Annotated in this window: 20 protein-coding genes; 6 read left to right on the top strand and 14 right to left on the bottom strand. The window is 69.4% G+C overall.

What is annotated here, in order from left to right:
- The first annotated feature begins 6 nt into the window (after positions 1 to 6).
- Complete coding sequence (locus tag KX816_18050) at positions 7 to 1,794, top strand: bifunctional diguanylate cyclase/phosphodiesterase (GenBank protein QXQ06071.1); 1,788 nt, start codon at positions 7 to 9, stop codon at positions 1,792 to 1,794.
- A gap of 287 nt (positions 1,795 to 2,081) precedes the next feature.
- Here the strand turns inward: KX816_18050 and mfd are convergent, their stop codons facing one another.
- A complete protein-coding gene (mfd, locus tag KX816_18045) occupies positions 2,082 to 5,582 on the bottom strand; it encodes a transcription-repair coupling factor (protein ID QXQ08660.1) in 3,501 nt (1,166 codons plus the stop codon).
- 94 nt (positions 5,583 to 5,676) lie between these two features.
- The gene (locus KX816_18040; GenBank protein QXQ06070.1) at positions 5,677 to 5,976 is read right to left on the bottom strand and encodes a succinate dehydrogenase assembly factor 2; all 300 of its coding nucleotides are present in this window, start codon (positions 5,974 to 5,976) and stop codon (positions 5,677 to 5,679) included.
- 141 nt (positions 5,977 to 6,117) lie between these two features.
- On the opposite strand from KX816_18040, the gene KX816_18035 reads away from it, so the two are divergent.
- Genes KX816_18035 through KX816_18025 form a run of 3 tightly spaced genes read left to right on the top strand, consistent with a single transcriptional unit; the run spans position 6,118 to position 11,517 of the window.
- Positions 6,118 to 6,714, top strand: coding sequence for a hypothetical protein (locus KX816_18035; GenBank protein ID QXQ06069.1), 597 nt, complete (start codon positions 6,118 to 6,120; stop codon positions 6,712 to 6,714).
- The gene (locus KX816_18030; GenBank protein ID QXQ06068.1) at positions 6,647 to 8,176 is read left to right on the top strand and encodes a DNA polymerase Y family protein; all 1,530 of its coding nucleotides are present in this window, start codon (positions 6,647 to 6,649) and stop codon (positions 8,174 to 8,176) included. The genes KX816_18035 and KX816_18030 overlap by 68 nt, the downstream gene beginning before the upstream one ends.
- On the top strand, positions 8,149 to 11,517 hold the full coding sequence (locus KX816_18025) for an error-prone DNA polymerase (GenBank protein QXQ06067.1): 3,369 nt from the start codon (positions 8,149 to 8,151) through the stop codon (positions 11,515 to 11,517). Before KX816_18030 ends, KX816_18025 begins: the two co-directional genes overlap by 28 nt.
- Positions 11,518 to 11,654: 137 nt before the next feature.
- On the opposite strand, the gene KX816_18020 is transcribed toward KX816_18025, so the two are convergent.
- Together KX816_18020 and KX816_18015 are read right to left on the bottom strand one after the other, a co-directional pair.
- Positions 11,655 to 12,074, bottom strand: a complete 420-nt coding sequence (locus KX816_18020) for a VOC family protein (GenBank protein ID QXQ06066.1) — start codon at positions 12,072 to 12,074, stop codon at positions 11,655 to 11,657.
- The gene (locus KX816_18015) at positions 12,071 to 12,433 is read right to left on the bottom strand and encodes a DUF1465 family protein (protein QXQ06065.1); all 363 of its coding nucleotides are present in this window, start codon (positions 12,431 to 12,433) and stop codon (positions 12,071 to 12,073) included. Before KX816_18015 ends, KX816_18020 begins: the two co-directional genes overlap by 4 nt.
- 99 nt (positions 12,434 to 12,532) lie before the next feature.
- Here KX816_18015 and KX816_18010 point away from each other — a divergent pair, with 99 nt between their 5' ends.
- A complete protein-coding gene (locus KX816_18010) occupies positions 12,533 to 13,015 on the top strand; it encodes an Hsp20 family protein (GenBank protein ID QXQ06064.1) in 483 nt (160 codons plus the stop codon).
- 199 nt (positions 13,016 to 13,214) lie between these two features.
- On the opposite strand, the gene KX816_18005 is transcribed toward KX816_18010, so the two are convergent.
- Together KX816_18005 and KX816_18000 are read right to left on the bottom strand one after the other, a co-directional pair.
- A complete protein-coding gene (locus KX816_18005) occupies positions 13,215 to 13,778 on the bottom strand; it encodes a tetratricopeptide repeat protein (protein ID QXQ06063.1) in 564 nt (187 codons plus the stop codon).
- A gap of 99 nt (positions 13,779 to 13,877) precedes the next feature.
- Positions 13,878 to 14,075: a DUF465 domain-containing protein gene (locus tag KX816_18000; GenBank protein QXQ06062.1), complete on the bottom strand. Its 198-nt coding sequence runs from the start codon at positions 14,073 to 14,075 to the stop codon at positions 13,878 to 13,880.
- A gap of 126 nt (positions 14,076 to 14,201) precedes the next feature.
- Here KX816_18000 and KX816_17995 point away from each other — a divergent pair, with 126 nt between their 5' ends.
- Positions 14,202 to 14,360 carry a YdcH family protein gene (locus KX816_17995; GenBank protein ID QXQ06061.1) on the top strand — a complete coding sequence of 53 codons (159 nt, stop codon included), beginning with the start codon at positions 14,202 to 14,204 and terminating at the stop codon, positions 14,358 to 14,360.
- 89 nt (positions 14,361 to 14,449) lie between these two features.
- On the opposite strand, the gene queC is transcribed toward KX816_17995, so the two are convergent.
- From queC to trpS, 8 genes are all read right to left on the bottom strand, one after another.
- Entirely contained in the window at positions 14,450 to 15,163 is a 714-nt protein-coding gene (gene queC / locus KX816_17990; GenBank protein ID QXQ06060.1) for a 7-cyano-7-deazaguanine synthase QueC, read from the bottom strand.
- Positions 15,160 to 15,627: a ribosomal protein S18-alanine N-acetyltransferase gene (gene rimI / locus KX816_17985; GenBank protein ID QXQ06059.1), complete on the bottom strand. Its 468-nt coding sequence runs from the start codon at positions 15,625 to 15,627 to the stop codon at positions 15,160 to 15,162. The genes queC and rimI overlap by 4 nt, the downstream gene beginning before the upstream one ends.
- Positions 15,624 to 16,259 (bottom strand): tRNA (adenosine(37)-N6)-threonylcarbamoyltransferase complex dimerization subunit type 1 TsaB, encoded by a 636-nt coding sequence (gene tsaB, locus KX816_17980; protein QXQ06058.1) that lies wholly within the window; start codon positions 16,257 to 16,259, stop codon positions 15,624 to 15,626. The genes rimI and tsaB overlap by 4 nt, the downstream gene beginning before the upstream one ends.
- A complete protein-coding gene (locus KX816_17975; GenBank protein ID QXQ06057.1) occupies positions 16,256 to 16,846 on the bottom strand; it encodes a malonic semialdehyde reductase in 591 nt (196 codons plus the stop codon). The genes tsaB and KX816_17975 overlap by 4 nt, the downstream gene beginning before the upstream one ends.
- Before the next feature lie 10 nt (positions 16,847 to 16,856).
- A complete protein-coding gene (locus KX816_17970) occupies positions 16,857 to 17,417 on the bottom strand; it encodes a NifU family protein (GenBank protein QXQ06056.1) in 561 nt (186 codons plus the stop codon).
- Positions 17,418 to 17,480: 63 nt separating this feature from the next.
- Positions 17,481 to 17,939: a universal stress protein gene (locus KX816_17965; GenBank protein ID QXQ08659.1), complete on the bottom strand. Its 459-nt coding sequence runs from the start codon at positions 17,937 to 17,939 to the stop codon at positions 17,481 to 17,483.
- 74 nt (positions 17,940 to 18,013) lie between these two features.
- Complete coding sequence (locus tag KX816_17960; protein ID QXQ06055.1) at positions 18,014 to 18,718, bottom strand: DUF4136 domain-containing protein; 705 nt, start codon at positions 18,716 to 18,718, stop codon at positions 18,014 to 18,016.
- 91 nt (positions 18,719 to 18,809) lie between these two features.
- Positions 18,810 to 19,817, bottom strand: a complete 1,008-nt coding sequence (trpS, locus tag KX816_17955) for a tryptophan--tRNA ligase (GenBank protein QXQ06054.1) — start codon at positions 19,815 to 19,817, stop codon at positions 18,810 to 18,812.
- Positions 19,818 to 19,891: the final 74 nt, after the last annotated feature.

Below are 19,891 nucleotides of genomic sequence, written 5' to 3'. Positions count from 1 at the left end.
GAGGCGATGACGCCGGTCGTAGCCTCGATATTCGTCGTCGCGCCGCGCTATGCGCGCGATCTCGGCGTCGTGCTCGATGCGCGTGGCATTCCGGCCGAGATCGTCCAGCGCCCGGCGGCGGCGGCGGCGGCGCTGGTGCGGTCGGCGGCGACGGTTGCGGTCGTCGATGCGCGGGGCGCGATGGCGGCCGCGATGCTGGCGGCGCACGAGATTGCGGGCATCGTCGAGGCGCGGCGCGGCGTCATGCTGGTGCTGGTGGCACGAGGCGACGTCGGCGCGGTCGCGGCCGCGCGCGCCGCCGGTGCAACGCAGGTGCTCGTCGGGCCCTTCGGGGCGGATGAACTGGGCGAGGCCATCGGGTTCGCCAAGCGCATTGCGGAGCGGCTGTCGGCGGTCGGCGGCGGCGAGGAGAGCGGCGACGGGCACCTGCACCGCGATCCGCTGACCGGTCTCGCGACGGCCTATCATGCGCTCGGCTGGCTGCGCGGCTTGCTCGGCGGCGAGCGCGACCCGGCGGCGGCGCTGCTGCTGATCGGGGTCGGGCGCTTTGCCGCGATCAACGCGGCCCACGGCCAGCCGGCTGCCGATGCCCTGCTCCAGGCGGTCGCCGAGCGCCTGACGCGGGTCGTCGGCGAGGGCGACCGCAAGGACGGCAGCGGCGGCGATCAGCTGGTCGCGCGGATGGCGGGTGCCGAGTTCGCGGTCGTGCTGCCGTGGCCCGTGGCGGTCGCCGACGGGGTCGCGCTGGCGCGGCGCATCGTCGCCGCGTTCGAGACGCCGTTCGCCTCGAATGCCCGGATCGTCCACCTCGCGGTCCGCATCGGTGTCGCGGTTGCCGAAGGCAGTGGCGACGCCGCCGGTGCCGAGCGCCTGTTCCGGCACGCCCGGGCTGCGCTCGCGGAGGCCCGTACCGGCACGCCCGGCGCGATCGAGACTTTCCGCGGTCCGGGTGAAGGCGGCGATCCGCTGACCCGGCTGGCCGACCTCGAGTCGGACCTTCGCCGCGCCGTCGCCGAGGACGACTTCGACATCGTCTACCAGCCGCAGGTCGCGCTCGGCAGCCCTGGACAAGGTCGCTCTGGGCAGGGTCGGATCGCCGGGGTCGAGGCGCTGGTGCGCTGGTGCCACCCGGTGTTCGGGCCGCTGTCCGCCGAGACCCTGCTCGAGGCCGCCGCCAGCGCGGAGTTCGCGACCGCCTTCGGTGCCTCGATCCGGGCCAAGGCGCTGCGCGAGGCGGCGGCGTGGCCCGCGGTGCTGGGTGACCTGCAACTGTCGGTCAACGTCACCGCCGGCGACCTGCGCGAGCCCGAGTTCGCCCACATTCTCGGCCTCGCGATCGCGGCGAGCGGTTTTCCGCCCGGGCGCCTGGTGCTCGAGATCACCGAGAGCGACCTGATCGAGAACCTCGATGCGGCGGCGGCGACGCTGGCCGACCTGCGGGCGCGCGGCATCGGCATCGCGCTCGACGACTTCGGCACCGGCTATTCGAGCCTCGCCTACCTGAAGTCGCTGCCGCTCGACATGCTCAAGCTCGACAAGCGGCTGACGCGCGACCTGGCGGGCCAGCGCCGCGACCGGGTCGTCGTACGGGTTGTCGTCGCGCTCGCCCGGGCACTCGGCATCCGAGTCGTCGCGGAGGGCGTCGAGACCGCCGGTGACCTCGCGCTGGTTACCGCGGCGCGCTGCGACTGGTACCAGGGCTTCCTGTGCTCGGCACCCATGCCGGGAGCGGAACTGGCAGATTTTGTCGAGGCGTGGCAGGCAGATGCGGTCGGACGGGTGCTCACGGACTGACTGTCTCGGCGGTGGCAGACCGGGATCGGGCAGCCCGAATATGAACGAGAATCAACAGAGTAAGCACCCTCGAAGGGTTTTTCAGATTCGGTGTTCAGGCTGCGCGCGGAGTTTTCGAGAAATTGTGCGACGCACTCGGGGCGGCATTCCAGCGATGAGAAAGAGCAAGGGGCTTTAGCTCGGCTTGTGCAAATTGTACCAGATGGGTAACCTGTAGGACAGGGGGCAACGCAACGGTCGCGCAACTAAAGGGTGGATTGATGCCGAGGCCGAGACGGCACCCAGGGTCAGCGCCGCCCGACGGCGCCCTTCGACTTGAACACCGCCGGTCGCGGCGGCAGCGGCTTGGCCTTGGGGGCCTCGACAGCCGCAGTCGGCTTTACCGTCACGCCCGCCGCCAGCCGCGCCAATGCCTTCGCCAGGCTCAGCGCGCCATTGAGCCGCGACCGCGTCGAGCCCCAGTCGCCGCCGATGAAGACCTTCTGGTCGGGGCGCAGCTTCGCCCGTGTGCCGAGCCGGGCGATATAGTCGAGCAGCGCCGCGGGCTCGGCGAACTCGTTGTTCTGGAAGGTCACCAGCGCGCCCTTCTGCCCGGCCTCGAGCTTGGCGACGCGGGCCTGCAGGCAGAACTGCTTGATCTCGATGACCTGCACGAGGTTCGAGACTTCCTCCGGCAGCGGCCCGAAGCGATCGATCAACTCGGCCGCGAAGCCATCCACCTGCGACCGGTCGGCGAGCTCGTTCATGCGGCGGTACAGCGCCATCCGCAGGTTGAGGTCGGGGACATAGTCCTCCGGGATCAGGATCGGCGCGTCGACGGTGATCGACGGCGAGAACGCCTCCGGCGGCGGCTTGACCCCGGCCGCCCCGGCGCGCGCCTCGATGATCGCATCCTCCAGCATCGACTGGTAAAGCTCGAAGCCGATCTCGCGGATATGCCCCGACTGCTCGTCGCCGAGCAGGTTGCCGGCGCCGCGGATGTCGAGGTCGTGGCTCGCCAGCTGGAAGCCCGCACCGAGCGAATCGAGGCTCGACAGTACGTGCAGGCGCTTCTCGGCGGTCTCGGTGATCTGCTGGTCGGCGGGCGTCGTCATGTACGCATAAGCGCGGATCTTGGCGCGCCCGACGCGGCCCCGAAGCTGGTACAATTGCGCCAGGCCGAAGCGGTCGGCACGGTGGACGATCAGCGTGTTGGCGCTGGGGATGTCGAGCCCGCTCTCGATGATCGTCGTCGACAGCAATACGTCGTACTTGCGGTCGTAGAAGGCGCTCATCCGCTCCTCGACCTCGGTCGGCGCCATCTGGCCGTGGGCGGTGACGTACTTCACCTCGGGCACCTGCTCGCGCAGGAACTGCTCGATGTCGCCGAGGTCGGCGATCTTGGGGGTGACGAAAAAGCTCTGCCCGCCGCGGTAATGCTCGCGCAGCAGCGCCTCGCGCATCACCACCGGGTCCCACGGCATGACGTAGGTGCGCACCGCCAGCCGGTCGACCGGCGGGGTCGCGATGATCGACAACTCGCGCAGCCCGGTCAGCGCCATCTGCAGCGTCCGCGGGATCGGTGTCGCGGTCAGCGTCAGGACGTGGACGTCGACCTTCAAATTCTTCAGCCGCTCCTTGTGGGTGACCCCGAAGCGCTGCTCCTCGTCGACGATGACAAGGCCGAGCCGCTTGAACTCGATCGACTTGGCCAGCAGCGCATGGGTGCCGATGACGATGTCGACGGTGCCGTCGGTCAGGCCCTCGCGGGTCGTCTTGGCGTCGCCGGCGGGGACGAGGCGCGACAGCTGGCGGACCTCGACCGGCAGGCCGTGAAAGCGCTCGCGGAAGCCCGCGAAGTGCTGGCGGGCGAGCAAGGTCGTCGGGCACACCACCGCGACCTGCATGCCCTGCAAGGCCGCCGCATAGGCCGCGCGCAACGCCACCTCGGTCTTGCCGAAGCCGACGTCCCCGCAGACCAGACGGTCCATCGGCGAGCCGCTGGCGAGGTCGGCGAGCACGTCATCGATGGCGTTCTGCTGGTCCTCGGTCTCTGAATAGGGAAAGCGGTCGGTAAACTCGGCATAGCCGTGTGGATCGGGGATCGCCGGCTCGGCCTCGCGCAGCGCCCGCGCCGCAGCGGTCGCCATAAGCTCGCCCGCGATCTCGCGGATGCGCTGCTTCATGCGCCCCTTGCGCGCTGCCCACGCCACGCCACCGAGGCGGTCGAGCGCGACGCCGTCGGACTCGGACCCGTAGCGGCTGAGCACGTCGATGTTCTCGACCGGCACGTACAATTTGGAGCCACCGTCGTAGCTCAGCATGACGCAGTCGTGCGGGGCGCGGGCGTCGCGGGAGCCGATGTCGACCGCGACCAGCCCCTCGTAGCGCCCGATGCCGTGCTCGGCGTGGACCAGCAGGTCGCCCGGCGTCAGCATCGCCAGTTCCGCCAGGAACGCGTCCGCCTTCTTCGCCGAACGCCGGCGGCGCACCAGCCGGTCGCCGAGCATGTCCTGCTCGGTCAGCACGGCGAGGTCGGGGGTGGTGAAACCGTGGTCGAGCGGCACGACGGTCAGCGCGACGAGGCCCTTCGCTGCCTCCCCGAGCGCCTCCTGCCAGCTGTCCGCCAGGCCGATCTTCTTGACGCCGTGATCGTCGAGCAGCCCCCGCAGCCGCTCGCGCGAGCCGTTAGAATAACTGGCGAGCACGACGCGGGTCTTGGCCTTGCGGAGCGCGTCGACGTGGGCCTGGACGGCCTCGTAGACGTTGGTCCCGGCGGTCCGCTCCGGAGTGAAGTCGCGCGGCGACGAGGCCCCGCACTCGATGGTGTCGCCGCTGCCCTCGGGGAGGCCGAACGGCGCAGTGACGTGGGCGTGGACGGCGCCCAGCCGCTCGCCCCACTCGGCCTCGCTCAGGTACAAGGCGTCGGCGGGCAGGGGGCGGTAGTTGCCCTGCTTGGCCTTGATCGCGGCGGTGCGGTTGTCGTGATAGTCGGCGATCGCCTCGAAGCGCTGGGCGGCGGCGTTGGCGACCCCGGCGTCGCGGACGACCAGTGCGTCCTCGCCGAGATAGTCGAACACCGTCGACAGCCCGTCCTCGAACAGCGGCAGCCAGTGCTCCATGCCCGCAAGGCGGCGCTTGTCGCTGATCGCTTCGTACAGCGGGTCGCCGGTCGCGGTCGCGCCGAACGCGGCGAGGTAGCCGCCGCGGAAGCGCCGCACGCTCTCGTCGCTGAGCAGCACTTCGCTGACCGGCAGCAGCGTGAAGCCGTCGGACTGCGCGACGGTACGCTGGGTCGACGGGTCGAAGCGGCGGACGGTCTCGATCTCGTCGCCGAAGAAGTCGAGGCGCAGGGCGTCTGGCGCACCGGCGGGGAACAGGTCCAGCAGCCCGCCGCGGATCGCATACTCGCCCGCATCGACGACGGTATCGGTGCGGACATAGCCGTTGGCCGACAACGCGGCGGCCAGCTTGGCGCGGTCGTAGCGCGCGCCGGGCTTGATCACGGCGGTGGTCTCGCGGATGCGGTCGGGGCTCAGCGTCCGCTGCAGCATCGCGTTGACCGTGGTGACCAGCAATTGCGCCTTGTCGCTCGGATGGGCGAGCGCCGCGAGGGCAGCCAGCCGGTCGGCGGCAACGCGGAGCGACGGCGAGGCGCGGTCGTAGGGCAGGCAGTCCCACGCCGGCAGGTACAGGGTCTCGAGCTCGGGCGCGAAGAAGGTTGCGGCGTCGAGCAGCGCCCGGGCACCCAGGTCGTCCGAGGCGATGTACACCGCGCGGCCCTTCGCCGCACGCGCCAGGTCGGCCATGAGCCACGGCAGATAGCCCGCCGGCGCGCTCGCCAGCGTCAGCGAGCGCTTCGCCGTGACGACGTTGCGGGGGTCGATCAAGGCCGATCCCCGATCAACGCATGGCCTTGGCGATGTAGTCGAGCTGGCGCAGCGCGTTGAGCTGCGGTCCCTCGTAGCGCGCCGGCGCGACCTGCGTCCCGATCGCCCACGCCATCACGTCGACGTCGGTCTCCTCGAGGATTGCCTCGAACCAGTCGAGATCGGCGGCACCCCAGCCGTCGAGGTAGCGGTCCGAGAAGCCCCCGATCATCAGGTCCGCCTCGCGCGTGCCCCGGTGCCAGGCGCGGAACTTCGCCCTCCGGCGGCGGAAGTCGAGAACATCGAGGGCTGGCACGTCGGTCGAGTCGGGCATTGACGGTTCCTCATGGCGGAAAGCGTGGTTGGGGGGAAGCACCGACCGGCGCTTGACTCCACCGGAGTCGCAGGAACAGATATAGAACAAATGTCCCTGCCGAGTCCTTTGCAATCGTCATGCAGCCCTTTTCCCGAACCGATGCCAGTGCTGGAGGAGATCGTCGCGGAGTCGCCGATCAACCGTGCCGCCAGCCTGGCGTTCGCACTGTCCAGGTGCGAGCCGGGCAAGCCGGTCATGATCGTCGTACCGAGGGCGGAGCGTCGCGAATTCGGCCGTCCGAGCGTCCACGGGGTGGCGCCGTGGCGTCCCGGCTCGGCGCTGCTGATGGTTGTACCCGCGACGCTCGCCGATGCCCTGTGGACGATGGAGCAGGCGCTCAAGTCGGGGGCGCTTGGCGGCGTGCTCGGGGTCATCGAGGGCGCGAATTTGACGCAGACCCGGCGTCTCGATTTCGCGGCGCGCGACGGTGGCAGTTTCGCCGCGCTGTTGCGGTGCCGGGGCGGCGACCTCAGCGCCGCGCGCCGTCGCTGGCGGATCGAGGCCTTGCCCTCGGCTCCGCACCCCTTCGACGCCGCCGCACCGGGCCCGGTACGCCTGTCGGCAATGCTGGTGCGGCAACGTGACGGGCCACCCGCAGCCTGGGTCCTCGAACACGATCCCGCGACGTGTGGCTTCGCTGTGGTTCCCGGACTGGCCGCTGACCGTCTACGCCCGAGCACACGGCGCGCCGCCTGACGACACGCCCTTTGCGCTGGTCGAGCGTGGTGCCCACGGGGTCGTGCTGACGGCGATCAACCCGGCCGCCCGCGCGCTGGGGCTTCGTATCGGCCAGCGACATGCCGACGCCTCAGCGATGGTGCCGGGGCTGCTGACCAAGCCCGCGCAGCCCGACGAGGACGCACGGGCGCTGGCGGCGTTGGCTTTGTGGTGCATTCGCTGGTCACCGAGCGTCGCCGTCGATGCCCCCGACGGGGCCTTCATCGATTGCGGCGGCAGCGCACACCTGTTCGGCGGCGACGATGGGCTGGTCGCCGACATCGTTCGCAGACTTACGGCCGCCGGTATCGACGTACGGGTTGCGGTCGCCGCTACGCCGGGTGCCGCGTGGGCGGCGGCGCGGTTCTCGGACAGGCCCAGGACTGTGCTTGGCGACGACCTCGCGACCGCCGCTGCAGGGTGGCCGCTGGCGGCGTTGCGGCTCGAACCCGCGACCCGGACTGCCGCCGGGATGCTGGGCTTGAAGGTCGTCGGCGACCTGTATGCTATGCCGCGCGCCGGTCTGGCGCGGCGGTTTCGCGGCGATCTCGGCCTCGGCGTCGTCGAGCGCCTCGACCAGTTGCTTGGCGTCGCCGGCGAAGCGCTGGACATGGTCGAGGTACCGGCCAGCCACGTCGTCCGCGCGGTATTTGCCGAACCGGTGACCGAAATCGCCGGGGTCGCGGCACGCCTGCCGGCGATGCTCGACGATCTGGCGGCGCAATTGGCGCGGTCGGGTCTCGGTGCCACCGGCCTGCGGCTGACCGGTTGCCGCATCGATGGCTGCGTCACCAGCATCGGCGTCCGGATGGGGGCGTCGCGCGACACACGGCTGTGGCGGCGACTGATCGATACCGCAGGACTCGAGCATCTCGACCTCGGCTTCGGCATCGATGCGTTGGTCCTCGCGGCCTCCGGCACCGGCATCGTCGCCGAGGCCGACCGCGCCCTGCAGGACGAGGAAACCACGCGCGAGTCGCTGTCCGAGTTGATCGACCGGCTGTCGGCACGGTTGCGGCGCGGCGCAGTCCGGGTTGCGCGTGGGGAGGCGAGCTGGCTGCCTGAGCGTGCCGAACGCTGGCACCCGGCGCAGGGCAGCCGGCTCGACCAGGTGGGCCCCTCGGATCCGTCCGCGATTCCACGCCCGCTGATCATCCTCGATCCACCCGAGATCATCGAGGCGACGGCGCTCGTACCCCACGGCGCGCCGGTCCAGTTCCGCTGGCGGCGGCTGGTGCGCCGTGTGGCGCGGGTCGAAGGCCCCGAACGCATCGCCCCCGAGTGGTGGCGGGGCCCGCCATCGGCGCGGACCCGCGACTATTACCGGGTCGAGGACACCGAGGGGCAGCGTTTCTGGCTGTTCCGCGAAGGCCTGTACGACAGCGGTGACACCATCGACGCCACGCCCCCGGCATGGTGGCTACACGGCGTCTTCGCGTGACCGCAGGTTATGCCGAACTCGGCGCGATGAGCAATTTCAGCTTTTTGGAAGGCGCGTCGCATCCGGGACAGTTAATCGAGCAGGCCGCCGCGATCGGCCTCGACGCGGTCGGGATCGCTGACCGCAACACGCTGGCGGGCGTCGTCCGCGCCCACAAGGCGGCGAAGGAGAACGGGCTGCGTTTGCTGGTCGGGTGCCGGCTGGCCTTTATCGATGGCACGGAGCTTATGGTCTTCCCGCGCGACCGTGCCGCTTATGGACGGCTGTGTCGGCTGTTGTCGCAGGGCAAGACCGAAACCATCCAGGCCGCCCCTCCCGAGCGTCGTATCGTGGCGCTCCAGATTCCGCCCGCCGGGCCCCCGCCCAAGCGCTTCACCAAGGGCGAGACGCTGCTCGATTTCGAGCAGGCGGCATTGCTCGGCGAAGGGTTGGTGGCGTTGGTACCGGCCCCCGACCACGACGATCCGGTGTTCGCGTCGCGGCTCGCCGATTGGCGGCGGCGGTGGCCGGATACGCTCTATCTGGCGGTTGCCCCTCGTTACCGCGGCGACGACCGCGCCCGGATCGCGCGCTTCGCGTCGCTGGCCCGGACCGCCGAGGCACCGATGGTCGCTTGCAACGCCGTGCTTTACCACCACCCCGACCAATGTCGTCTGCAGGACGTGCTGACTTGCATCCGGCATGGCACGACCATCGATGCGGCGGGCTTCCTGCTGCAGGCCAATGCCGAACGCCACTTCAAGCCTCCGCAGGAAATGGGGCGGCTGTTCGCAGGCCACGAGGCGGCGCTGGCGCGGACGCTCGAGATCGTGCGCGCCTGTACGTTCTCGCTCAACGACCTGCGGTACGAATACCCTGACGAGCCGGTCCCACCGGGCATGTCGGCATGGCGCTATCTGGCGGAATTGACCCGCCAAGGCGCGGCGCAGCGCTGGTCCAAGGGTGTGCCGCCTGCGGTTAGAGTGACGCTCCGGAAAGAGCTGCGGATGATCTACCGGCTCAAATACACCCATTATTTCATCACTGTGCACGACATCGTCGCGTGGGCGCGGGCGCAGAAGCCGCCGATCCTGTGTCAGGGCCGGGGGTCTTCGGCGAACTCGATCGTCTGCTATTGCCTGTTCATCACCGGGGTCGACCCGACGAAGCAGGACCTGCTGATCGAGCGCTTCATCTCGCAGGAACGCAGCGAGCCGCCCGACATCGACGTCGATTTCGAGCACGAGCGCCGCGAGGAAGTGATGCAATACGTCTACGATCGCTATGGCCGCGACCGTGCCGCGATCGTCGCGACGGTCATTCACTACCGCCCGCGCTCGGCAATCCGCGACGTCGGCAAGGCGCTCGGGCTGACCGAGGACGTGACGGCACGGTTGGCGAACACCGTCTGGGGTTCGTTCGGCACAGAGATCGCGGAAGGGCACGTCGATCACTCCGGACTCGACCGCACCGATCCACGCCTTGAGCTCGCGCTTAACCTGACCGCGCAGCTCATCAAGTTTCCGCGCCACTTGTCCCAGCATGTCGGCGGTTTCGTGCTGACCAAGGGGCCGCTGGTGGACACCGTTCCGGTCGGCAACGGGGCGATGGAGAAGCGTACGTTCACCGAGTGGGACAAGGACGACATTGACGAACTTGGGATGATGAAGGTCGACATCCTGGCGCTGGGGATGTTGACGGCGCTGCGGCGCGGCCTCGACATGCTCGCCGAAACCTATGGCCTCCGGGATGCCGACGGCAACCGGCTCGAACTCGCGCGGATCGGCGAGAAATCGCGAAAGCGCGTCTTCGCGATGCTCCAGCGCGCCGACTCGCTTGGTGTGTTCCAGGTCGAGAGCCGGGCACAGATGTCGATGCTGCCGCGGCTGCGACCGACCAGCTTCTACGATCTTGTGGTCGAGGTGGCGATCGTCCGTCCTGGGCCGATCCAGGGCAAGATGGTGCATCCTTACCTCAGGAATCGCTTGCTGAGACGGCAGGCAGAGGCGCGCGGCGAGGTCTTCGAGATCGACTTCCCGGCACCGTCGCCCGAGCACGGCAAGCCCGACGAACTGGCCGGCATCCTCGGCAAGACCCTCGGCGTGCCGCTGTTCCAGGAACAGGCGATGCGGCTGGCGATGGTCGCGGCCGAGTTCACTGGCGAGGAAGCCAACGGACTGCGCCGCGCGATGGCGACCTTCCGGCACATGGGCAACGTCGGCGACTACGAGCGCAAGCTGATCGACGGCATGACCCGACGCGGCTATCCGCGCGAATTCGCCGAGAACTGCTTCGGCCAGATCAAGGGGTTCGGCGAGTACGGCTTCCCGGAGAGCCACGCGGCGTCGTTCGCGCACCTGGTCTATGCGTCGTCGTGGCTGAAGTGCGACTGGCCGGACGTGTTCGCGGCGGCGTTGCTCAACAGCCAGCCGATGGGGTTCTATGCGCCGGCGCAGATCGTCCGCGATGCGCGCGAGCACGGTATCGAGGTGCGGCCTGTCGATGTCGCTGCGAGCGGCTGGGACTGCAGCCTCGAACGGCGTGGGCAGCGGCGGCGGCGGGCGGTGCGATTGGGGTTCCGGATGATCTCCGGGTTCCGGCGGGTGTGGGCGGATGCGATCGTGGCGGCGCGTGTGGCGGTGCCGTTCAACAGCCTCGACGACCTTGCGCGGCGAGCGGCGCTGCCCCCTGCCGCGCTCGACAAGCTGGCGGGGGCGGATGCGCTCGGCGGGCTCGATCTTGGGCGGCGGCAGGGGCTGTGGGCGGCGAAGGGCGTGCCGCGGCCGGTGTCGGCGCCGCTGTTCGACTATGCCGGACTCGACGAGGGTGACGGCGTGCCGCCCGCGGCGCTGCCCAAGCTGAGCGCCAGCGAGGAGGTCGTCGGGGACTACCAGAGCATCCGGCTGTCCCTGAAGGGCCACCCCGTCGCCTTCCTGCGCGAACGGCTCGCAGCGGTCGGCGCAGTCCCCGCCATCGACCTGCCCGGCATCCGCGACGGGCGGCGGATCAAGGTCGGCGGCGTCGTGCTGGTCCGGCAACGACCCGGCACCGCCAAGGGCGTCGTCTTCCTGACCATCGAGGACGAGACCGGCACCGCCAACATCGTCGTCTGGCGGACCTTGTTCGAGGCCCAGCGCCCGATCGTCATGGGCGCGCGCATGGTCCTGATCCACGGCCGCATCCAGCGCGGCGAGGCCGACGACGGCGGTGTCACGCACATCGTCGCCGACCGCTTCGAGGACTGGACGCCGGCGCTCGGCAACCTCGACATGCGCGTCCAGGACGAGGTCCGGGCCGTCTCTGGGCGCGGCCAGCACCCTCGCAACATACGTATCCTGCCGCCGTCACGGGACTTCCACTAGGTTCCGGCGGGCGAAACTTTACGACTTTTACGCATATCCGTAGTTTTGAGCTTATCAGTCGCCGCCATAATCAACTGAGCGGACCTTCAGGGCGTGCACCACGTACCATAAAGGTTCCTACAGGTCAAGCTGCGGGCCTATGGCAGCGAGCGCTCGTACAGCGACTCGAGGTCGGCGAACGCCTTGAACTCGATCGCATTGCCCGCCGGGTCGCGCAGGAACATCGTCGCCTGCTCGCCCGGTTCGCCGGCAAAGCGCAAATACGGCGCGATGATGAAGTCCGTGCCCGCCGCCACCAGCCGGTCGCGCAGGTCCTCCCACGACATCATGTCGACGATCAGCCCGAAGTGCGGAACCGGCACGGCATGGTCGTCGACGTCGTTCGCAGCCTCGGGCGCCCGCGGCGCGAGGTGGGCGGTGATCTGGTGGCCGCGGAAGTCGAAATCGACCCAGCGCGCATCGCTGCGGCCTTCCGGGCAGCCGAGCACGCCGCTGTAGAAACCGCGCGCGGCGTCGAGATCGTCGACCGGAAAGGCCAAATGGAACAGGGCGCTCATCGGACCTCCGCGTCGGTTGCGACGATGCGCCCGTAAAGCCGGTCGACCGCTACGGCAAGCTCCCCGAGGCGGCCGGGCAAAACCGACGGAGCGGCGCTCGCGCGCCACACCGCCGGGCCGGGGTCGCTGACCTCGTGTGCCGCTACCGCCTGCGCGGTCAGCAGCCAGGTCATCACCTCCATCAGCCGGGTCGAGATCGCCAGCGCGCCGATCGTCACGTCGGCTTGCCCGGCAGCGTCGAGGCCGCGCCGCCAATCTCCGGAAAACTGCCGCCGAGCCTCGTCGCCGAGTCGCAGCGCGTTCTCATGGAGACGCATCACCAGCGCTTCGTCGACCTCTTGAAGCCCGCCGCGCGCCACCTAGATTCCTCCTCGTGACGGTTGCCTATCGGGGCCGTCCGCACTCCCGGCCCGGTTGGGCGGGGGCACTGTAACATCGCTTAGCAAAGGATGAAGAAAATGCGTAGCTTCGACATTTCGCCGCTCCTCCGTTCCTCGATCGGCTTCGAAGGCCTGAACCGCCTCGTCGAGTTCGCCGGCCGCCCCGAGAACGCCGACGGCGGCTTCCCCCCGTACAACATCGAGAAGGTCGGTGACGGTGCCTACCGCATCGCCATGGCCGTTGCCGGCTTCAGCCAGAAAGAACTCGAGCTGACCGTCCAGGAGAACACCCTGGTCGTCACCGGCAAGGCCGACGCCGAGGCCAAGGGCGAGGAGCGTCAGTTCCTCCACCGCGGCATCGCCAAGCGCGCCTTCGAGCGTCGCTTCCAGCTCGCCGACACCATCAAGGTGACCGGCGCGGGCTTCGAGAACGGCCTGCTCACCGTCGAGCTGGTCCGCGAGATCCCGGAGCACAAGAAGCCCCGCAAGGTCGAGATCGGTGCCCCGCTGGCCCCGGCCAACTCGAACCTGATCGACGTCGAGCGCGCCGCGGCCGAGTAACCTCGACCGTAGCGTAGGATGCGGGGCGGAGGGTGACCTCCGCCCCGTTTTCGTTTGGGGGGCGGCTACGATCCCCGGTCGTCATCCCCGCGCAGGCGGGGACCCATCACCACAGATTTTGGGCTGATGGGTCCCCGCCTGCGCGGGGATGACGGGGAAAGGGCGGAGCGAACCTACCGGGGACCAGTCGCTAGACCCCTCAAACCCCGGCCGTCGCCTTCCGCCGCACCGTGAACCGCTCCAGCTGCGCGACCGGCTCGGCCCAGCCGGGCTTGAGCGCGGCGGCGCGGGTATAGTCGTCGTACGCGTCGCGGGTTTCGCCGAGCTGCTCGTTGGCGATGCCGCGGACGTAATAGGCGACCTCCGGGCGCGCCGGGTTGCGGGCCAGTCCGAGCGTCAGCAGCTCGACCGCGTCACGGTCGTGGTTGCCGAGGTGGACCAGCGCGATGCCCTTGTTGACATAGGCCTCCGCGGTTTCGGGGCGCGCCCGGATCGCGGCGTCGAAGTCGGCGATCGCGGCGTTCAGCTCCTTCGCCTGCATGTGGACGATGCCGCGGTTGACGAAGGTCGCGGCGCGGTCGTTGAGGGTTTGCGCCTCATCGTTGATGGCCCGGTCGCAGGCCTCCATCCCGGACCGCGACGTCGTCGCGGTTTCCGCTGCGAGATAACACTCGCGCCCGAGCCCGTTGCCGAGAATCGAAGCCGCTGCGGTCGTTGCCGCCGGAACACTCAAGGCGACCAGAGCCGCCATACGAGCCGTCACACCCAAGGATTTTATCATCGCTGCCTCCCAAACAACGCCATCGCCATAGCAGATATCCCGCCCGGCAGGCAGTGCCGGCCCGACGCACGTCGCCGGGCGTCAGGCGATCAGGTCGGGGATCAGCTGGTCCTGGACGTGGGCGATATCGTCGCGGAGTCGCAACTTGCGCTTCTTGAGGCGCGCGAGCTGGATCTGGTCGTGCCCGGGCATGCCGCGCAGCGCCTCGATCGCGGCATCGAGGTCGCGGTGCTCATGGGTCAGCGCTTCGAGTCGCGCGCGCAGTTCGACTTCTTCCACGCGTCCTCCGCTCAACCCGACCCGCTAAACCCTTAACATGACCTGCCGTCAAAAATTAATCGGGACAATGCGGCAATCCTCTGATTTGTTCGTCGGGTTACGTCGCACCAGCCAAGGGATCGCCCCATGCCGAACGCGCACCTGAACACCCTCGCCGCCCGTCATGCGCAGCTCGAGGCTTCGGTACTGCGCGAAGGACAACGGCCCGTTCCCGACTCGGTCAGGCTGGCCGAATTGAAGCGCGAAAAACTGCGCCTCAAGGAGCAGATGGAGCGGATCCACTAGCGTCTGGCCGCTGCTGGACTGTCATCCCGGGCTTGACCCGGGACCCAGCTGACCCAGCGCTCGGACTCCGGAGGAAGCTGGGTCCCGGGTCAAGCCCGGGATGACACTGTCGTCGGGTCGGCCACATAGATCGTCGGGTCCGCGATCCCGGCCTCGACGAAGCCCTTGTGCCTGAGCCGGCACGAGTCGCAGCGGCCGCAGTGCTTGCCGCCATCGGGGTCATAGCAGCTCCAGGTCATGCCGAAGTCGACGCCGAGCCGCGTGCCCTCGCGGACGATATCGGCCTTGGTCATGGCGGCCAGCGGCGTGTGGACGGTGAAGCCCTCGCCCTCGACGCCGGCCTTGGTGGCGAGGTTCGCGAGGCGTTCGAAGCCGGCGATGAACTCCGGCCGGCAGTCGGGATAGCCCGAATAGTCGAGCGCGTTGACGCCGATGAACAGGTCGCGCGCGCCTGCCGCCTCGGCCCAGCCGAGCGCGACCGACAGGAAGATCGTGTTGCGCGCCGGGACATAGGTCACCGGGATGCCGGGCATGACGCCCTCTTTCGGCACGTCGATGTCGGCGGTCAGCGCCGAGCCACCAAAGCCCGACAGGTCGAGTGGCAACACGATGTGGCGCTCGGCATACAGCGCCGCGACCCGTGCGGCAGCGTCGAGCTCGATGCGGTGGCGCTGGTTGTAGTCGACGGTCAGCGCCAGCACACGGTAGCCCTGCTCGCGTGCGATCGCAGCGACGGTGGTCGAGTCGAGACCGCCCGACAGCAGGACGACGGCGCTCTTGTTCATGTGTTCAGGCGCAGTCATGGGTTCAGGCTCCGGCGCATGGTGATCGCGTCGAAGCGCTGTGCCTCCGCACCGCGGTAATAGTCGCGGCGCCGTCCGACCTCGACGAAGCCGCGGCCATGGTAGAGCGCGCTGCCGGCCGCGTTGCCGTCGCGCATCTCGAGGAACATCGAGGTGACACCGCGACCCCGCGCATCCTCGAGCGCCGCGTCGAGCAGCAGCCGCCCCACCCCGGTGCCGCGCGCGCCGGGTGCGACCGCGATCAGCAGCAGCTCGGCCTCGTCGACGATCACCCGGCACAGGGTGAAGCCGACAGCGGCGTCGCCGTCGACCGCGATCCGCAGCCAACTGCCCGGTTGCGCCAGCGTGCCGCGCAACTGCGTCGCCGACCACGCCTCGCCGAAGCGCGGGTCGAAGGCTTCCGCGGTGATCTTGGTCAGTGCGTCGAGGTCGCCGCTGCCGCCGGAGACGAGGCGGACACTCATGCCGCCACCGCGGTCGGTACCGCGTCGGGCGGACGGACGTAGAGCGGGTCGGGCGACAACGCGCGCGCGGCGGGGGGCAGCAGCGCCGCGTCGCGCGCATCGGGCCACGCTTCGCCGACGACGCGGAAGTTGCCCAGCGCCGCGACTCGGGCCGCGCCCGGTCCGGCGAGGGGAAGCGTTGGATCGAGGCGCGCGGCCACCGCTGCTGCATCGAGGGCAAGGGGTTCGGCGACATCGGCGAGGTTGCGGTCGAGGACCTGCAGGAACAGCTGTCCACGCCCGGCCTCGGCAACGACGGACAGGCGCTCGAGTCCCGGATCGGCGGCGAACAGCGGCGCGGCGATCAAGGCCAGCGAGCGGTAGCCGGTGACCGGCACGCCCCAGGCCAGGCCGAGGGCGCGCGCCGCGGCGATGCCGATGCGCAGGCCGGTGAAGCTGCCTGGGCCGGTGTCGACGAGGACCGCGTCGGGCCGCTCGACCCCGGCGCGCTGCATCAGCGCGGCAAGGGCGGGCATCAGGGCCTCGGCGTGGCCGCGCTCGATGATCTCGTGGTGCCACGCCAGCACCGCCGCCCCGTCGAGCAACGCGATCGAATGGGCGGCGAGGGCGGTGTCGATTACGAGAATCGTCACAGGATTTGCGCGGCGTCCTCGAACGCGAGCTTGGGCGCGCGCGGGTTGTTGCCGGCCGGGTCGCCATAGCCGAGCGAGCAGATGAAGTTGGTGCGGACGGTGGTGCCGGCCCAGAAATCGGCGTCGACGGCCGGGATGTCGAAGCCCGACATCGGCCCGGTATCGAGCCCGAGCGCGCGCGCCGCGAGGATCAGGTAGGCGCCCTGCAGCGAGCCGTTGCGCATCGCGGTCTCGGCGATCAGCGCATCGTTGCCGGCGAACCAGCTGCGCGCGTCGGCGAAAGGGAACAGCTCTGGCAGGCGCTCGTGGAACTCCATGTCGTGGCCGATGATCACCGTCACCGGCGCGGCGAGCACACGTGGGCGGTTGTTGGCCGAGACATGGGCGGCAAGGCGGCCACGCGCGTCGTCGCTGGTGCAGAAGATCAGCCGCGCCGGCGATGCGTTCGCCGACGTCGGCCCGAGCTTCACGAGGTCATACAGCTCCCGCAGCGTCGCTTCGGGGACCGGGCGATCGGTCCATTTGTAGGCGGTGTGCGCCTGCCGGAACAGCGTATCGAGCGCGGCGTCGCCGATCGGGTGGGCCATGGTCAGCGCCTCAGACGGCACGGACTTCGACGACTTCGGGCACGTAATATTTGAGCAGCGACTCGATCCCCTGCTTCAGCGTCGCCGACGACGACGGGCAGCCGGAGCAGGCGCCCTGCATCTGCAGGTAGACGATGCCGCGCTGGAAGCCGCGATAGACGATGTCGCCGCCGTCGTTGGCAACCTGCGGCCGGACGCGCTCGTCGAGGAGTTCGTTGATCTGGGCAACGATGTCGGCATCCTCCGGGTCGTCGGTGACGGCCATCTCGGCGGTCGCGGCGACACCTGAGAACAGCGGCGCACCGCTGCTGAAATGGTCGACGAGGACGCCCAGCACCTGGACCTTGAGGCTGGTCCAGTCGGCCGAGCCCTCAGACTTGGTCACCGAGACGAAGTCGTTGCCGAAGAACACGCGCTCGACGTCGCCGAGGCCGAACAGCGCGGCGGCGAGCGGCGAGGTCTCGGCATCCTCGGGCGTCGCGAAATCGGCGGTGCCGCCTTCCAGTACCGGCCGGCCTGGCAGGAACTTCAGGGTCGCCGGGTTCGGCGTGCGCTCGGTCTCGATGAACATGGGACTGTCTCCGTTGCCGCTCATGTGGCGCGGCGCGGAGGGTTAATCAAGCGATGAGCAAGCTTACGCCAGCGCTTGGAGCCGCGCATCGTCGAGCCCGCCCGGCACGATCATCACCAGGCAGGGCAGGGTGCCGGCGCGCTCACCGGCGAAGAAGGTCACCAGCGGGCCCGGCGCGCCCTTGACCGCGGCACCGAGCACGAGGGCACGGATCGTCGGGTCGGCGGCAACGACCTCCATGATCGCCACGGTCGCCTCGCCGCTGCGCACGATCAGCCCGGGGCGGGCACCGGTCCACTTCTCGCACTGCGCCGCGATGCCGCTGAGCAGGGTGTCGGCAGCGGCATTGGCCTCCGCCTCCAGCGTCGCCTGGACGCCGCCGAACGCCATGAACTCGGTCTTGGGAACGGTGTGGAGGAGGTTCAGCCGCGCGCCGACGTTGGACGCACGAAGCGTCGCCCAGCGCAGCGCGACGCGACTTTCGGGGGTGTCATCGACGACGACGAGGTAGCTGGCATCCATCGACGCCATGCTACGCCCATCGCACGCCACGGCAAGTCGGGCGCACCGCACCCGACCGCCGTCGGCATCGACCGTCAGCCCGGTGCGTAGCCCGACGGTGCCTTCTTGATCGCGGCCTTCGCCGGAAGTTCGGGCAGGCGCACCCGGATGGTCTCGCCCGAGTTGCCCGGGAAGCCCGTGAATAGCGCATCGACCAGCGGCGGCACCAGCCGGGTCAGGTCGTTGGTCTGGCTGACGGTCTCGGCGCGGCCTTCGAAGACGCTCTGGTTGTCGGCGGAGCGGCTGATCCGCATCGCGACGTAGCTGTTGAACAAGGTGGTGCTGTAGACCTCGGGGTAACCGCCGCCCCACAGGCCGCCGTAGCCGAAGCCGCCGTAGCCGCCAAAGCCGCCGAAGCGCCCGCCGTAACGGCCGAAGCCGCCATAGCCGCCGCCCCAACCGCCCCAGCCGCCGCCGTAGCCACCGTAACCGAAGCCGCCGTAACCGGGATAGCTCTGGACCTTCTCGCGCGGCTGGCTGACCGCATAGTCGAGATCGACGACCAGGCTGGCAGCGCCGGTCGAGCTGGCTTCGCCGAACCCGGCGGCAAGCAGATGCGAGCGGATCATGCCGGCGTAGGTGGCGAACTCGAGGCTGCCGGCCTTGCTGCGGTCATGGGCCTGGATCGCGAAGGTCTGGCCCTGCGGGGCGGGAAGCTGCTGAAAGCGGTTGACGCGCGCCTCGAAAGGCGTCGAGCAGGCGGCAAGGCCGAGAAGCAGTGCAAGAGCGACGGTACGCATTTTGGAAACGTCCTGACCGGGGTGAAGCGTATGAATTATCAGACTGTACGTGTGAACCGCAACTGAACCCTCGCGGATTCGGCGCGAACCGTTATCGAAGAAATCCCATGACTTCATGGACTTGCGATAGTACGGGTGCGGCAATCGCGCGGGCTCGTTCCGCACCCGACGTGAGTACAGCCTCAATCTGGGTCTCGTCACCGCGCAGCGCAAGGTAGCGGGCATTGATCGGGGCGAGCGTCGCTACCGTCAACTCCGCCAGGGCGGGCTTGAACTGGCCGAAACCCTGCCCGCCGAACCGGGCGAGCACGGCATCGACGGTGCTGCCGCGAAGCGCCGCGTAGATGCCGACGAGATTGCGCGCCTCGGGGCGATCGGCCAGCCCGGCGGCTTCGGACGGCAGCGGCTCGGGGTCGGTCTTCGCGCGCTTGATCTTGTTGGCGATGGCGTCGGCATCGTCGGTGAGGTTGATCCGGCTCTGGTCGCTCGGGTCGGACTTCGACATCTTGGCAGTGCCGTCCCTGAGCGACATGATCCGGGCCACGCCCGCCGCCGCGCCGACGCCGATCACCGGCTCGGGCAGCGGGAACAGGTCGACCTTGTAGTCGGTGTTGAACTTGGCGGCGATGTCGCGGGCGAGCTCGAGGTGCTGCTTCTGGTCGTCGCCGACCGGAACGTGCGTCGCCTTGTACGTCAGGATGTCGGCGGCCTGGAGGACGGGGTAGGCGTACAGGCCCACGGACGCGCCCTCGCGGTCCTTGCCGGCCTTGTCCTTGAACTGGGTCATGCGGTTGAGCCAGCCGACGCGGGCGACGCACTCGAGCAGCCACGCGAGCTCGGCATGGGCGCTGACGCGGCTCTGGCAGAACAGCACGGCGCGCTCGGGGTCGATGCCCGCGGCGAGCAGGGCGGCCGCCATGTCGAGGGTCGCCGAACGCAGGGCGGTCGGCTCCGTGTAGCTGGTGACGGCGTGCAGATCGACGATGCAGTAGATGCACTCATAGGCATCCTGCATCGCCACCCAGTTGGAGATCGCCCCCAGATAGTTGCCGAGATGAAGGTTGCCGGTGGGCTGGATGCCGGAAAAGACGCGGTTCATGGGGGCGGCTTATCGGGGGTGGGGCGGGGAGTGTCCAGCGGCGCGAATTCGTTACGCCTAAGTGACGATATCGC

The organism is Sphingosinicellaceae bacterium (genome assembly GCA_019285715.1).
Taxonomy (GTDB): Bacteria; Pseudomonadota; Alphaproteobacteria; order Sphingomonadales; family Sphingomonadaceae; genus Glacieibacterium.
This window is presented reverse-complemented; position numbering and strand designations above follow the sequence as displayed.

Excerpts from the sequence above, each read along its gene's own strand:
- KX816_18050 (QXQ06071.1), top strand. The coding sequence starts at position 7 with ATGACGCCGGTCGTAGCCTCGATATTCGTCGTCGCGCCGCGCTATGCG.
- mfd (QXQ08660.1), bottom strand. The coding sequence starts at position 5,582 with ATGGCCGACCTGGCGCGTGCGGCGAAGGGCCGCGCGGTGTACATCGCC.
- KX816_18040 (QXQ06070.1), bottom strand. The coding sequence starts at position 5,976 with ATGCCCGACTCGACCGACGTGCCAGCCCTCGATGTTCTCGACTTCCGC.
- KX816_18035 (QXQ06069.1), top strand. The coding sequence starts at position 6,118 with ATGCCAGTGCTGGAGGAGATCGTCGCGGAGTCGCCGATCAACCGTGCC.
- KX816_18025 (QXQ06067.1), top strand. The coding sequence starts at position 8,149 with ATGGTGGCTACACGGCGTCTTCGCGTGACCGCAGGTTATGCCGAACTC.
- KX816_18020 (QXQ06066.1), bottom strand. The coding sequence starts at position 12,074 with ATGAGCGCCCTGTTCCATTTGGCCTTTCCGGTCGACGATCTCGACGCC.
- KX816_18010 (QXQ06064.1), top strand. The coding sequence starts at position 12,533 with ATGCGTAGCTTCGACATTTCGCCGCTCCTCCGTTCCTCGATCGGCTTC.
- KX816_17995 (QXQ06061.1), top strand. The coding sequence starts at position 14,202 with ATGCCGAACGCGCACCTGAACACCCTCGCCGCCCGTCATGCGCAGCTC.
- queC (QXQ06060.1), bottom strand. The coding sequence starts at position 15,163 with ATGACTGCGCCTGAACACATGAACAAGAGCGCCGTCGTCCTGCTGTCG.
- rimI (QXQ06059.1), bottom strand. The coding sequence starts at position 15,627 with ATGAGTGTCCGCCTCGTCTCCGGCGGCAGCGGCGACCTCGACGCACTG.
- KX816_17975 (QXQ06057.1), bottom strand. The coding sequence starts at position 16,846 with ATGGCCCACCCGATCGGCGACGCCGCGCTCGATACGCTGTTCCGGCAG.
- KX816_17970 (QXQ06056.1), bottom strand. The coding sequence starts at position 17,417 with ATGTTCATCGAGACCGAGCGCACGCCGAACCCGGCGACCCTGAAGTTC.
- KX816_17965 (QXQ08659.1), bottom strand. The coding sequence starts at position 17,939 with ATGGATGCCAGCTACCTCGTCGTCGTCGATGACACCCCCGAAAGTCGC.
- KX816_17960 (QXQ06055.1), bottom strand. The coding sequence starts at position 18,718 with ATGCGTACCGTCGCTCTTGCACTGCTTCTCGGCCTTGCCGCCTGCTCG.
- trpS (QXQ06054.1), bottom strand. The coding sequence starts at position 19,817 with ATGAACCGCGTCTTTTCCGGCATCCAGCCCACCGGCAACCTTCATCTC.